At 52.3% G+C, this 12,666-nt stretch carries 13 protein-coding genes; 9 read left to right on the top strand and 4 right to left on the bottom strand.

The features are described 5' to 3' along the window. Nucleotides 1–60: 60 nt before the first annotated feature. The 3 genes from EVJ23_RS11665 to EVJ23_RS11655 form a co-directional block, all read right to left on the bottom strand. Nucleotides 61–2,442: an immune inhibitor A domain-containing protein gene (locus tag EVJ23_RS11665; RefSeq protein WP_131465103.1), complete on the bottom strand. Its 2,382-nt coding sequence runs from the start codon at nucleotides 2,440–2,442 to the stop codon at nucleotides 61–63. A 165-nt stretch (nucleotides 2,443–2,607) separates the two neighbouring features. Further along, nucleotides 2,608–3,381 carry a class I SAM-dependent methyltransferase gene (locus EVJ23_RS11660; protein WP_236633768.1) on the bottom strand — a complete coding sequence of 258 codons (774 nt, stop codon included), beginning with the start codon at nucleotides 3,379–3,381 and terminating at the stop codon, nucleotides 2,608–2,610. 41 nt (nucleotides 3,382–3,422) lie between these two features. Further along, nucleotides 3,423–3,734, bottom strand: coding sequence for a hypothetical protein (locus EVJ23_RS11655; protein ID WP_070327307.1), 312 nt, complete (start codon nucleotides 3,732–3,734; stop codon nucleotides 3,423–3,425). A 181-nt stretch (nucleotides 3,735–3,915) separates the two neighbouring features. Here EVJ23_RS11655 and EVJ23_RS11650 point away from each other — a divergent pair, with 181 nt between their 5' ends. From EVJ23_RS11650 to EVJ23_RS11610, 9 genes are all read left to right on the top strand, one after another. Then, the gene (locus EVJ23_RS11650) at nucleotides 3,916–4,779 is read left to right on the top strand and encodes a cation diffusion facilitator family transporter (RefSeq protein WP_131465099.1); all 864 of its coding nucleotides are present in this window, start codon (nucleotides 3,916–3,918) and stop codon (nucleotides 4,777–4,779) included. An 86-nt stretch (nucleotides 4,780–4,865) separates the two neighbouring features. Continuing rightward, nucleotides 4,866–5,342: a GNAT family N-acetyltransferase gene (locus EVJ23_RS11645; RefSeq protein ID WP_071397451.1), complete on the top strand. Its 477-nt coding sequence runs from the start codon at nucleotides 4,866–4,868 to the stop codon at nucleotides 5,340–5,342. Nucleotides 5,343–5,389: 47 nt separating this feature from the next. Beyond that, complete coding sequence (locus EVJ23_RS11640; RefSeq protein ID WP_131465097.1) at nucleotides 5,390–6,379, top strand: LacI family DNA-binding transcriptional regulator; 990 nt, start codon at nucleotides 5,390–5,392, stop codon at nucleotides 6,377–6,379. A gap of 109 nt (nucleotides 6,380–6,488) precedes the next feature. Then, on the top strand, nucleotides 6,489–7,433 hold the full coding sequence (locus tag EVJ23_RS11635; RefSeq protein ID WP_131465095.1) for a carbohydrate kinase family protein: 945 nt from the start codon (nucleotides 6,489–6,491) through the stop codon (nucleotides 7,431–7,433). Further along, complete coding sequence (locus EVJ23_RS11630; protein WP_131465094.1) at nucleotides 7,430–8,860, top strand: sucrose-specific PTS transporter subunit IIBC; 1,431 nt, start codon at nucleotides 7,430–7,432, stop codon at nucleotides 8,858–8,860. The genes EVJ23_RS11635 and EVJ23_RS11630 overlap by 4 nt, the downstream gene beginning before the upstream one ends. Before the next feature lie 22 nt (nucleotides 8,861–8,882). Next, the gene (locus tag EVJ23_RS11625) at nucleotides 8,883–10,301 is read left to right on the top strand and encodes a glycoside hydrolase family 32 protein (protein ID WP_131465092.1); all 1,419 of its coding nucleotides are present in this window, start codon (nucleotides 8,883–8,885) and stop codon (nucleotides 10,299–10,301) included. Nucleotides 10,302–10,425: 124 nt separating this feature from the next. After that, a complete protein-coding gene (locus EVJ23_RS11620) occupies nucleotides 10,426–10,719 on the top strand; it encodes a hypothetical protein (RefSeq protein WP_131465090.1) in 294 nt (97 codons plus the stop codon). A 77-nt stretch (nucleotides 10,720–10,796) separates the two neighbouring features. After that, complete coding sequence (locus EVJ23_RS11615; protein WP_131465088.1) at nucleotides 10,797–11,219, top strand: YhfM domain-containing protein; 423 nt, start codon at nucleotides 10,797–10,799, stop codon at nucleotides 11,217–11,219. 82 nt (nucleotides 11,220–11,301) lie between these two features. Beyond that, nucleotides 11,302–11,718 (top strand): YhfM domain-containing protein, encoded by a 417-nt coding sequence (locus EVJ23_RS11610; protein WP_236633767.1) that lies wholly within the window; start codon nucleotides 11,302–11,304, stop codon nucleotides 11,716–11,718. 25 nt (nucleotides 11,719–11,743) lie between these two features. Here the strand turns inward: EVJ23_RS11610 and EVJ23_RS11605 are convergent, their stop codons facing one another. Further along, a complete protein-coding gene (locus EVJ23_RS11605; RefSeq protein ID WP_131465086.1) occupies nucleotides 11,744–12,589 on the bottom strand; it encodes an alpha/beta fold hydrolase in 846 nt (281 codons plus the stop codon). Between the last annotated feature and the right edge of the window lie 77 nt (nucleotides 12,590–12,666).

Genomic DNA, 12,666 nt, shown 5'->3' with positions numbered 1-12,666 from the left:
AGAATAATAAGACCCCCGTTCTTCTCTTGATGAGAAGGGCGAGGGTCAAACAAATCATGCTTACTTCGTCCGGACCCAAACAGCTCCAGCCGAATTGTCTTTCGCTTCGCCGACGACGTCGACGACGAGTCCGTATTGTGGAAGCTTACGGCCCGCATCCGGGATGAGCGAGTTGATGTACGTATTGGCGTCATTGAACTGTTTCACGCCAGATTGCGCCTTGTAGTCGTAAATTCCGCGGCTCGGAGAATCGAGGTACCAAGCGAGCGTTTTGTCTAAACTGAACGCCGCGTCCGCGATTTGGTAACGCGTGCTGCCTGAAACCGTTTCTTTGCCGTTCAAGTTACCGACAATCGCCTCTGGATGTGAGTCGACGACTCCGAGGAAACCTTCACCCGGGTGGATACCGACCCAGTTGTCCGAGAACGAGTCGTCGGCATACCAGACGACGAGACCGGTGTTGTACTTGACGCCACGGCCGTTCAAGAGACCCGTGTCAGCGCCTGCGTGGTTACGCCATTCGAGGTAGTAGTAGTGCGGTTTCGTGTCATAACCGTCCGACTTGACGAAGCCGTCGAGCGTGACTGCCTCAGCACCTTCCGCGTCATCTGCGAGAAGCGTCTGCCCGCCTGACGTGATCGCCAAGTTGTCGAGGGCGAAACCTTCAAGGGCGAGACCACCGTCCGTCACGTATTCGAACACGATCTGGACGTCTTGACCGGCGAACTGTGACAAGTCGTACGATTTGTTCACCCATGCGCCGTTCGTCGACTCGGCGTCATTTCCGGTGTTGTCGTCACCATAGACGTCAAGGACGACTTCTTTGCCGCCGCTCAGTGCTTTGACGTACAAGTAATCGTAATCATATTCGATATCGAACCGTGTATCGAAGGCGAGTGTGCCGTCAGCACCGAGCTTGACGCTTGGTGTCACGAGTTCAGTGTGCAAGTTATCACCTTTTGTCGAGTAGTAGTAGTACTGTCCGAACTCAGGTTCAATACCTTTCACTTTCTTGTCCGGAAGGTTCACTTTCAACAACCCTGGGTTGTTCGATTTCGTCACCGATTGATCGAGCTTCGAGACGAAACCTTGCTGGGTGATGTCTTCAAGATCGACTTCCGTGATGTTGGCCCAGTTGCCGCCCATCAATTTTTGGAAGTATTCCTTGTTTTGTGGCGAGAAGCTCGTCGGCTCTGTTCCTGCCACTTTACCAGCCCAACTGCCGCCGCTCATGATCGACCATGATTGGACCGGCTCGCCTTGGCCTGTGTACTGCGTGTCATATTCGTCAGGAAGACCGAGGTCATGACCGAATTCGTGGGCGAATACGCCGACCGCTCCATCTTCAGGTTGGATTGTATAATCGTATGCGGCCATTTTACCGCCCCAATACGGGACGTCAGCCGTCGTGTTCTCAACACCATATACGCCATCCAGTACCCAACGGTGTGACCAGACCGCGTCGTCACCGAGGACACCGCCGCCCGCTTCTTGGCCGGTACCAGCATGAATGATCATCAAGTGGTCGACCAAGCCGTCCGGTTCGTTGAAGTCGCCGTCGCCGTCGAGGTCATACAAGTCATACTCATCGTATTCGGCGAGGTCCATTCCTGAAGCGACCGCCGCGTTCAACGTGTCTTTGACGAGTTGACGGGGACCTGGACCGATGTTGTCATTCCCGCCGGCCGGGTTGTCACCGCCGTAGTCTTTCGCCGTACCTGGTACGGTCAACCATTCAGAGACGGTACCGTCGACCGTGTAGCTGCCGCCAGACTGTTCTTCATAATACTGTTTGAACGTCTGAACTTTCTCACCGTTGAACAGTTCGAACGACTTATCACCGAACATATACTGCTCGTAGTGTTCTTTGCTGAAATTGTCGCTATACATATAACCGGGATCTTGGACAATGTTGTTATGTTTGAAGTCGCTGTACTCGACGAGGAGGACGAGCACTTTGTCTTCACGAACCGCACCGTTATAGCCCGTTGCTTTGGCCGGATCAACTTTGATTTGGCCATTCGGTTTGCCTTTTCGATAATTGCCTTGACCTTTTTTCGCTTTGTCGAGGAGACGTTTCGATTCTTTTTCGAATTGGTTATGTATCTTCTCTTTCGCTTTCGCCGCTTTGTCATTCAATTTGTCATCATGTTTGTGATCGTGGGCATCTTGCGCTGTACCTTGCTTCTTTTTAATATACGCGTCGACGGCTTTCTGTCGCTCTTTCGTTGAAAGCCCTTTTTTGATGACGCCACGCTTTTCGAGCGCTTTGGCGAGTCGATCCTCATCGATGATGTTGTGATCGAATGGGGCAGTATTTGTTGCGGTTGGTAACGGTGAAGCGGCAAGTGGAGCGGCACCGACGGCCGGGATCGCACTGACGCTCATGACCGATGTCAGCGCGACGGCGAGCGTCGTACGACGGATGGAACGTTTTTTCATTTGGACTGACCTCCTGTAAAAATAATGGGAAATTGTGTGAGCTTGATGTAAACGTTAAACTTGTGTCTGATTAATGTCAATATTCAGAAAATAATAATTATGAAAAATAAGAAAAAAGAGACTTTCGTCCCGATTAAGTCAAAATACCTAATCCGAACGAGTCTCTCAGTCGATATATCCATAATGGAACTTCGAAGTTTTGCGTGAAAGTCGCTTAAATCCATACTTTTCGAATGCCGGGCTCTCAAAATGTGCTTTTAGGACAATTCTGTTTTTCGCAACGCGTTTGGCTTCTGAAATCAGTTCATCTGACAACTGCGCTTCGTTTGCCAACGCTCGTAACGGGTTCAGATGAACTGATTCTGAAATCGTTTTTTCGAACATCGGATCGAAATAGACGACCTCAAATTCGTCATCCGCACAATTTTTCAAATAAGTGAGGGCGTCGGTCCAAACGACCTCGATGCGTCGCATCGCTTCATTCAAAGCGTTCTCTTTCTCTTCCCAGACCGACATGCCTTCTTTGACGAGTGTCGCTGTGATGAATTCGCTCTCGAGGCCGACGACGCGACCGCTCGGGCCGACGGCGTGGCTCATGACGATACTGTCGGAACCGAGTCCGAGTGTACAATCGAGCACGAGGTCTCCGAGTTGAAGGTCGGCCGCATCGATCAGTGGGTCGTTGCCATCACGAAGCAGTTGCTTGACACGGAAGACCGAGCTTGATGGATGGAAGAAGAACGGCTCTTTGGCGCCGAGCGGCGTATACTCAACGCGGCGCTTATCGAAAACGAGGACGGCGGCACCATACCGGGTCATCAACGTCTCGATTGAATGCTTTCGCCGCGAGACGAACGGTACATCGTGTAGCAATGAGTGCTCGTTTGCTTTATGAATGATTGTTTCAGTCGGCCGTAGACAAGTTGTGACGATATACATCATTTAATCTCCTTACTTAAAAAATGAGACGCGGTGGCGTCTCATTTTTTCTTACTGAGTAGATCTGACAACTCGTCGATGAGCGCCTTGTTCGAGGCGAGTTCTTTCTTTTTCTCATCGTTCGGGTTGATCGGGCGTTTCGAGCGGGTTTGGAGCGCTTCGAGCGTCTCATCGATCGACGTTTTGAGCGTATCACGATCTTCTGGCTTAAGTGACGCTTCTTGTGGGCTCTCACCACTCGCATCAAGTTCGCGTAAGCGTACCATCAATTGTTTCGCTTCACGATTCAAATCGGATAACAATCTGTCAATTTGTTCCAAACGAAGTTTAATACCATCACGTTCTGTGAACATATCTTTCACCTCTTTTACGGTTTAACCACAAGGGTCTCTTCTTGTTTACTTTACCATAATTTTCGGAAGACGAAACTACCGGGAATATATTCCATTTATTTTGACTTCGGGAAACACTGTTTCTCTATGCCCACACGAAGAACAACTGGTATACTAACTTAGCTAAAAAGGAGGTGGGCGGATGCATTCGACAAATCATCCACCAAAAGCGCTCAAAGGAGCCATTTTATCAATCACGACTTATTTGATTTTATCTGTTCTCAAAGTCGTCTTCGGCTATATTTACAATTCGGAAGCCGTGCTCGCCGACGGTTTCAACAATACGACCGACGTCATCGCATCAATTGCCGTCTATATCGGGATTCGTGTGGCGGCAACGCCGCGGGATGCTGAACATAAGTATGGCCATGCGAAGATGGAGACGATTGCCGCGCTCGTCGCTTCACTCATCATGGTCGCGGTCGGGTTGTTCGTGTTATTGAACAGCATCGCCAATCTGCTCGCCGGCGTCTACGTCGAGCCGAACCCGCTCGCCGCCGTCGTCGCGTTCTTTAGTGCGATCGTCATGTACGGTGTCCATCGCTACAATTTGAACTTGGCGAAACAGACCAAATCACTCGCGCTGAAAGCGGCCGCGAAAGACAATTTGGCCGACGCCTTGATCTCGATCGGTGCGACGCTCGGCGTCTTGTTCGCTTACTTTAAGCTGCCGTGGATGGATACAGTGCTCGCGGTCGTCATCGCGGGGCTCATCATCCGGACGGCCATCCAAATCTTTCTCGATGCGACGCATCAACTGTCTGACGGGTTCCCGCCTGATCTCGTCGAGTCTTATGAAGAGACGATCCAACATTTTGATACCGTCAAAGAAGTTCGAGAGATTAAAGGCCGGCATCTCGGTAACCACGTCATGCTCGACGTGACGATCGCCGTTGACGGTGGTTTGACCGTCGACGAGGCTCATGTGCTTTGTGACGATATCGAACGGGAACTCGATAAACACCACGCCGTCGATTCGGTCCACATTCATATCGAACCGGTCTGATTTAGGTTATCTTTTGCGCTTCATGATGCGCTTCGTATATAATGAGTTTGGAAAGACGTTGGAATAACTGTTAAGGAGGGCACGGGATGAAAATCGTGCGTCAACCTATTCGCCAGATCGATGAGATCGAATATGAACATTTTCAGAAATATGGTCAAAGCTCATACGGCATGTCTGCCGAAGAACTAAAAGGTATTTTTGTCGAGATGGGGGCCGAGCATGTGTACATGGCTGACGAACATAGTTATGGCGAGGATTTTTACTACGACCTCGTTCAAGACGGACAAATCGTCGGTAAAGTACTGCTTTTCAAGCTAGCTCGCGTCTATCAGCTCGATTTGATGGTGTTTGACCCGTATAAAGATAAAGGCTATGCGACAGAAGGATTACGCCTTGCACTCGAACAGTCCGATTTAAAAGACGGTCACACCGTCCGCGCCGGCATCCCGCCGACGAGTCCGCATCAAGAAGCGATGCGTCGCGTCCTCGAACAGAACGGCTTCGAGAAACGCAACGGACTTTACTATTTAAACTTTAAAAAACGATATGTGATGAACCACTGAACTGACGGCGTCTAGCGCGTCAGTTTTTTCGTATGGAGGGTTTTTGGATGAAACAAGTGACGATCAACGACATCGCTAAACTCGCCGGTGTTGCCAAAAGTACTGTCTCCCGTTATTTGAATGGGGGATCGGTCGGGAAGGCGACTCGTGAGAAAATCGAGCGAGTCATCCGTGAGACGAAATATGAACCGAACCAGTTCGCCCAAAGTTTGAAGTCGAAGCAGACGAAGATGATCGGCGTCATCGTCCCACGTCTCGATTCGTATGCGGCTTCAAGGACGATGATGGGGATTGATGAACGCTTGACCGAGCATGGTTATCAGATGCTCGTCGTCAACACGGCCCAACAGACCGAGCGTGAGATCGAGCAACTGTATAACTTGGCCAAGCAAAAAGTGGCCGGCATCATTTGGCTCGGGACGACCGTGACGCCAGCGCATCTACAGGCGATCGAAGCGATTCAAATCCCGGTCCTGTTGATTGGTCAGCAGCACGATGACGTGCATAGCCTCGTCTACCCGGACAATGAGTCGGCTTATGCGCTCGGGCGACAGTTCATGGAGTGGGGGCACCGGGACATCATCTATGTCGGGGTGGCAGAGGATGATATCGCCGTCGGACAAGCCCGTCGTGACGGATTTTTGAGAGCGTTCAATGAAGCTGGCGCCATCGTCCGTTCGATGACGACGACGTTCAGAATCGACGACGCCATCCCGATCGGTGAGCAGCTCGCGACCGACGTGACGGACGCGACGCTCGTCGTTTGTGCGACTGACAACATCGCGCTCGGTGTCTTGAAAGGGTTAGCGAACGGCGGCAAACGAGTGCCGGACGACATCTCGGTCAGCGGTTTCGGTGGGTACGATTTCACAGAAGTATTGCATCCATCGCTGACGACGGTCCACCTTCCATATCGGCGGACTGGTTCTCGTGCGGCTGACATGATCCTCCAGTTGCTGACAGGTGAAGCCACCCCGATGAAAACGTTCACAAATTTCGAATTAAAATTGCGAGAAAGCGTTGACATGTTGAATTAAATCGTTTACATTTGTGTTGCGGAACCGGTTCCGCAACATTTTTTATTCGCTTTTGGAACCGGTTCGATAAATGATACGAAGCAATACATTCAAACATGGAGGTGGACGGATGAACACCGTACATTGCATTGGTGAACTATTGATTGATTGGGTTTGTGAAGACGCGTCGAGCGATCTCGTCAATGGGACGACGTTCGTGAAGAAAGCAGGCGGCGCACCGGCGAACGTGGCCGCCGTCGTCAGCAAGCATGGGGGACGCTCAAGTTTTCTCGGGCAGGTCGGAGCCGACCCGTTCGGACAATTTTTAAAACAGACGCTCGTCGACAACGGCGTCGGCGTCGAGAATCTAGTCGAACAGGGCGACACGACGTTCGCCTTCGTCTCGATCCAAGCGGACGGGGAGCGCGACTTCACGTTCCGGCGCGGAAGTGACGGCGACTATGCGTTCGAAGCGATCGACTTGTCGGCGTTCAAGCCAGGTGACATCGTTCATTTCGGTTCAGCGACGGCATTGCTCGACGGTGAGTTGAAAAATGCTTACTTCAAACTGTTACAGTTCGCCAAGCGTGACGGCCTGTTCGTCTCGTTCGACCCGAACTACCGGGACGCGCTCGTCACAGACATCGACGCGTTCAAACAAGACTCGCTTCACTTTATCGCAGAAGCCGATTTTGTGAAGTTGAGCGAAGAGGAAGCGCAACTTTTGACCGGGCATGACGATTTAAATCAAGCGGTCGCGTCACTTCTCGAAACGGGTGCGTCACGGATTGCCATCACGCTCGGCTCGCGCGGGACGTTGATCGCCACGAAAGACGGCAACAATGTGATTTCGTCGGTGAAAATTGACAGCGTCGATTCGACGGGAGCTGGTGACGCCTTCGTCGGTGCTTACTTGTATCGATTAGCGACACTCGGGGTCGATGACGCTCGTTTACTAAAGGATATCGAATATGCGAACGTGACCGGCGCGCTTACGTGCACCGCTTACGGCGCGATTCCAGCCATACCATCACAACAACGTGTGCTTGAAGCACTAGGAGGGAAACCAGTATGAACTACAGACAAGAAGCAGAAGCGATTTTAGAGGCGGTCGGCGGGAAAGACAACGTTGCAGCAGCGGCCCACTGTGCGACCCGGCTCCGCCTCGTCTTGAACGACGAATCGAAAGTCGACGAGAAGAAACTCGACGCACTTGACGTCGTCAAAGGGACGTTCTCAACGGGCGGGCAGTACCAGGTCATCATCGGTCAAGGTACAGTCAACAAAGTGTACGCCGAATTCGCCGAATTGACAGGTCTCGGTGATATGTCGACGACCGACGTCAAGTCGGCCGGTGCGAAGAAAGGTAACCCGCTCCAACAGTTCGTGAAGATGCTATCTGATATTTTCGTACCGATCATCCCGGCCATCGTCGCCGGTGGTCTCTTGATGGGGATCAACAACTTGCTCACAGCACCTGATTTGTTCTTCGACGGCAGCTCGCTGATCGACCAGTACCCTGGTATCGCCGATCTTGCCGCGATGATCAACACGTTCGCCAACGCCGCCTTCGTCTTCCTACCCGTCCTGATCGGGTTCTCCGCCGCCAAGCGGTTTGGGGGTAATCCATACCTCGGCGCCGCGCTCGGGATGATCATGGTCCACCCGGATCTCGTCAACGCCTACGCACAAGCGACGGTCGGCGACATCCCGGTTTGGAACATTCTCGGCTTTGAGATTGAGAAGCTCGGTTACCAAGGACAAGTGTTACCGGTCCTCGTATCCGCCTATATCTTATCGAAACTTGAAATCAACATCCGTAAGTTCATGCCAGCATCACTCGACATCTTGCTCACACCGTTGCTCTCGCTCCTCATCACGGCGTTCGTCACGTTCGCCTTCGTCGGACCGATCACGCGTGAAGCAGGTAACTTGATCATCGATTCGCTCGTTTGGACGTATGATTCGCTCGGATTCTTCGGTGGTCTCGTCATGGGTCTCTTGTACGCCCCGATCGTCATCACAGGGATGCACCACAGCTTCATCGCCATCGAGACGCAACTTCTCGCAGACATCGCGCGCACAGGTGGTTCGTTCATCTTCCCGATCGCGGCCATGTCAAACGTCGCCCAAGGTGCGGCTACGCTTGCCGTCTTCTTCTTGACACGCGATAAGAAGATGAAAGGTGTCGCTTCGGCATCTGGTATCTCGGCACTACTCGGTATCACTGAGCCCGCCATGTTCGGGGTCAACTTGAAACTACGCTATCCGTTCATCGCGGCCATCATCGGTTCAGGGATCGCCTCGGCGTTCATCGTCGGTCGTGAAGTCCTCGCTGTCGCCCTCGGCGCGGCAGGTCTTCCAGGGATCATCTCGATTGCACCGGCATCAATTGTCTCGTATATCATCGGTATGGCCATCGCCTTCGCGGTCGCCTTCGGATTGACGTTCGTCCTTGCGAAACGCCAAACGAAAAAAGAAGCAGTTAAACAAGCAGCATAAGAAAGAAAAAGGAAGTGATTGTATGAGTTGGACGAAGGCAGAGCGTTACCGCTCGTTAAGTGACGTGAGTGCCCTCGAGATGGAGACGCTCCGTGCGAAGACGGCGGCTTCCCCGTGGCGGTTCGGATACCATATCCAACCGCCGACGGGCCTCCTGAACGACCCGAACGGATTCACGTATTACAACGGGGAGTATCACATGTTTTATCAATGGTTCCCGCTCGGACCGGTACACGGTCTGAAGCATTGGTACCATGTCACATCACCCGATCTCGTCACGTGGACGGACCGCGGGGTGGCGTTAGTCCCGGAGACGACCGAAGACTCACACGGTGCCTATTCGGGCAGCGGCTTCGTGAAGGACGGTGAACTCCACGTCATGTACACCGGCAACCACCGGACGGACGACTGGACGCGTCACGCCTCGCAAATCATCGGCGTGCTACGAGACGGAAAAATCGAACGCCGGAACGTCGCCATCCCGGACGTACCGGCCGGGTACACGGAACATTTCCGTGACCCGAAAGTGTGGCTCGAGAACGATGTCTATTACGCCATCGTCGGAGCGCAGCGTGATAATGATACGGGCTGTGTCGTCTTGTATCGGTCGACTGATTTGAACGACTGGACGTTCATCGGTGAAGTCAAAACGGGTCTCGACCCGTTCGGCTACATGTGGGAATGCCCAGACGTGTTCGAACTGAACGGTCAACACGTCCTCGTCTTCTCGCCACAAGGCATCGAGCCGGAAGGCCACCGTTATCACAACATCTATCAGTCTGGATTCTTGATCGGCAAACTCGACGTCGAAACGTTGACGTTCACACACGGTGCGTTCGAAGAACTCGATTTCGGGTTCGACTTCTACGCACCGCAGACGACCGAACATGAGGGACGTCGCGTGCTCGTCGGTTGGATGGGTTTGCCGGAGATTGACTACCCGACAGACCGCTACGGTTGGGCCCACGCCTTGACGTTGCCGCGTGAACTCTCGCTCGAGGACGGATTGCTTAAACAGCGTCCGGTGCAAGCGATGACGAAGCTGCGCCAAAACGAATTCGTCAACGCATCCGGTACGGTGATTGAAACTTCGACACCGGACCGTTACGAGCTCGAGCTGAAAACGGACGGATCTGACTTCACGCTCGACCTGCTCCAAATCGGGAATGAGTCACTCGTCATCCGTTATGATGCAGCGACGCATGAACTGACGATCGACCGGACGAACGCCGGTGAGCCGTTCGCGACCGAGTTCGGAACGACCCGGACGAAAACGATCGCCGTCGAATCACTTCACGTGTTCGTCGACTCGTCGAGTGTCGAATGTTTCGTCAATGACGGCGAGGCCGTCGCCACGCTCCGCGTGTTCCCGAGCGAGCTTGAAAAACAGTTGCGTTATGAAGGAGCGACTGCGAGCCTGACCGGTTGGACGTATCAATAAGGAAGAGCTGGGCTTCGGCCCGGCTTTTTTGTTGTCCTAAAAATCCGACTGCTTCATTCCTTGCGTGTGTTATTCTGGGAATAGGAAATAACTTACATATCAAACAACAGGAGACGATAGGACAATGTGGATCATATTTGGATTACTTGCGATTGCGGCGACGCTGTTCAACTTGTATACGTTCAGTGTCGGGAGAGACTACAAGCTGCCGATGGCGATTGCTTTATCGCTAACCGCATTGACGCTGTGCGCGGATTATAGTTATTTAACAGTCTGGGTCGAAGCGGAGGATTGGAGTGCGTTGGCGGATGTCGTACCGGGCATGGGGCGAGCGTGGTGGGTGCTGACGAGCATCTCGATTGGATTGAACATGTTGCCAATCTTTTTAGAAAGAAGCATGAAGAAACGAAGATTATAATTCCGAAATGCAAGTGAAACCAAGCGCTCACTTTTTGCGTATGAAAGGATAATCATAAACTTGGGAGTGATGTAATTGTGGACCGACTGTTTGATTTTATGAAAGAAGTAAGGCGGATCACGTTGCCATATGGATATGGCAGAGAAGGACTCAAGGCGATTGACGCTGAAGAGATGGATCAGGTGAAAATCGCTGAGTCCTCAGGGCGGACGCGATTCAGTGAACAATTTTTAGTCGAGTTGAATCGATTAAATGACATTAAAGTGTTCGCGGACATGCTTCGAAATGCTGATGAGTTTACGGGCGAAACGATTCACAATGAACCGGATTTTGATCTCGAAATCCGTTACAAGGGCGATGACGTGGAACGCTATCAACTTTGGCTCGGTCGAGTCGGGTCACCGAGTGTACTGATGAACGTCTCGCAAACGCATCTCGTATACAAAGTGCCGGCTGACGTCACGGACCGCTTGATTCTTACGCTCGGGATTGACGACTAAAGAAGTTAATTGTGTTCATCCATGAAACCTAGCATACGCGTCTCTCGTATAGATACAAGACAACATGTGGAGGTGAGACTAGATGAAACGCCGGGATAAATGGATGACAGGTATAGCTGCACTGACCGTAGGGTTAATGGGAGGGTGCGAAACGAGCGAGCTCGTCGCGGAAGACATCGCGCAAGTCCGTATCGCTGAATCGGTCGACTTTGGTCGGTTCCAGGAGCGAGAAGTCGTCACATACGACAGACTTGAAGACGTCAAGGTATTCGCGGACATGATTCGAAATGCTGACGAACAACCAGGAATCGTGAATATGGCGACACCCGAATATGATGTGGAAGTTCGATTTAAGAGTGACGAGACAGACCGCTATTACGTCTGGATTGGGGAATCCGGTAAACCGACTAGCCTGATGAACGTGAATGATACGAACACGGTGTACCTCGTCCCGGCTGACGTGACGGACGAGTTGATTGAACTGCTTGAGACGGATTGAAAAAAGACACCTGACTAAAGGTGTCTCACGAGTTGAAGCGGATGAAGCGTTCGATCTGTTGTTCGCTCTTCCGGGCGTGGCGGCCGATCCAAATCAAGTGGCCGGGGCTGTTCAAGATGATAAGTTGAGCGTGCGAGATGAGCCGCTTCGCATAATAGGCGTGACGGATCGGGACGGCCTTGTCGTTTTTAGAGTGTACGATGTACGTCGGACAAGTCACCCCGAGCAACGCCTCGGCGGCGACACGTTGCCTAAGATCGAACTGGGCGCCAAGCCCGAACGTCATCTGACTCGCGACCCGCTTCAATAAGAAGATATCGTACGGCGTCACTTCGTCGCGAACGGCGTCTAGTGCGAGCAGACTCGTCGATTCGATCATCCGTGCCGTCGCCTCGAACGGTTGTTTTTGAATCGCTTTAAAGACGAAGTACTTCATCGCATATTGTGCCAGGATGAACGCGGGCTGAGCGACGTTTCGGCTGACGTAGTCTCGGTACGGGAAGTCGACCGCGCTCGTCACGGCGGCGGCGAGCGTCAAACTCGACGCCCGCTCATTGTCAGAAGCGAGCTCGATTGCCGTCGGTCCACCTGCCGAGATGCCGTAGATGTGATAGCGATCGATGGCCATGACTTCCATCAAGCGCTGTAAGTGTCCTGCGAACTGTTGGGGCGTGGCCGAAAATGAGTACGGAGTCTCACCGTATCCAGGTCGCGATGGGACAATGACCCGGAATCCGGACAAGACGAGACGGTCCACATGGTACGGTTCTAGACTCGACGATTGGGTCCCATGAATCAAGATGACGACCGGACCATGACCGCGGTCCATATATTCGATTTTCGTGCCGTTGACATGGGCATAGTGTTTCACAGCGGCGTGCGCCTCCTTAAATGAATTGTAATGGAAAATAACTTTATTTCATGGAAATTACATGATAATGTCTGTTT

It is taken from the genome of Exiguobacterium sp. SH1S1, from assembly GCF_004337245.1.
Lineage (GTDB): Bacteria > Bacillota > Bacilli > Exiguobacteriales > Exiguobacteriaceae > Exiguobacterium > Exiguobacterium aurantiacum_A.
This window is presented reverse-complemented; position numbering and strand designations above follow the sequence as displayed.

Bases quoted from the DNA above. Each gene is read 5' to 3' on its own strand.
- EVJ23_RS11665 (WP_131465103.1), bottom strand. From the start codon at position 2,442: ATGAAAAAACGTTCCATCCGTCGTACGACGCTCGCCGTCGCGCTGACA.
- EVJ23_RS11660 (WP_236633768.1), bottom strand. From the start codon at position 3,381: ATGTATATCGTCACAACTTGTCTACGGCCGACTGAAACAATCATTCAT.
- EVJ23_RS11655 (WP_070327307.1), bottom strand. From the start codon at position 3,734: ATGTTCACAGAACGTGATGGTATTAAACTTCGTTTGGAACAAATTGAC.
- EVJ23_RS11650 (WP_131465099.1), top strand. From the start codon at position 3,916: ATGCATTCGACAAATCATCCACCAAAAGCGCTCAAAGGAGCCATTTTA.
- EVJ23_RS11645 (WP_071397451.1), top strand. From the start codon at position 4,866: ATGAAAATCGTGCGTCAACCTATTCGCCAGATCGATGAGATCGAATAT.
- EVJ23_RS11640 (WP_131465097.1), top strand. From the start codon at position 5,390: ATGAAACAAGTGACGATCAACGACATCGCTAAACTCGCCGGTGTTGCC.
- EVJ23_RS11635 (WP_131465095.1), top strand. From the start codon at position 6,489: ATGAACACCGTACATTGCATTGGTGAACTATTGATTGATTGGGTTTGT.
- EVJ23_RS11630 (WP_131465094.1), top strand. From the start codon at position 7,430: ATGAACTACAGACAAGAAGCAGAAGCGATTTTAGAGGCGGTCGGCGGG.
- EVJ23_RS11625 (WP_131465092.1), top strand. From the start codon at position 8,883: ATGAGTTGGACGAAGGCAGAGCGTTACCGCTCGTTAAGTGACGTGAGT.
- EVJ23_RS11620 (WP_131465090.1), top strand. From the start codon at position 10,426: ATGTGGATCATATTTGGATTACTTGCGATTGCGGCGACGCTGTTCAAC.
- EVJ23_RS11610 (WP_236633767.1), top strand. From the start codon at position 11,302: ATGAAACGCCGGGATAAATGGATGACAGGTATAGCTGCACTGACCGTA.